The sequence below is a fragment of the Stenotrophomonas sp. SrG genome (assembly GCF_050031795.1).
In the GTDB taxonomy this organism is placed as follows: domain Bacteria; phylum Pseudomonadota; class Gammaproteobacteria; order Xanthomonadales; family Xanthomonadaceae; genus Stenotrophomonas; species Stenotrophomonas rhizophila_A.
In genome coordinates this window covers 1-242 of sequence record NZ_JBNBBE010000945.1, presented here as the reverse complement: position 1 = coordinate 242, position 242 = coordinate 1, and the positions used below count along the sequence as shown (strand labels likewise).

The following is a 242-nucleotide window of genomic DNA, read 5'->3' as shown; positions in this document are numbered from 1 at the left end:
TCGTCGATGTGGTGGGTCACCAGCACCCGGGTGATGCCCTGCGCGGCCCGGGGGCGCCTGGTGGCGATCCGGTGCTGGCGCGCCACCAGGTCCAGCCCGGTGGACGGATCGTCCAGCAGCAGCGCCTGCGGCCGGTTCACCAGCGCACGGGCGATCAGCACGCGCCGGTTTTCACCGGCGGACAATTCGGCATAGCCCCGGTGCAGCAATGGCAACGCCCCGGTCAGTGCCAGCGTCTCGCG

At 71.9% G+C, this 242-nt stretch carries 1 protein-coding gene; it reads right to left on the bottom strand.

The genetic code is table 11. The annotated features are described in order from the left end of the window. The coding region (locus tag ACQG3P_RS22285) for an ATP-binding cassette domain-containing protein (protein ID WP_426806269.1) at positions 1-242 on the bottom strand (242 nt) is incomplete at both ends.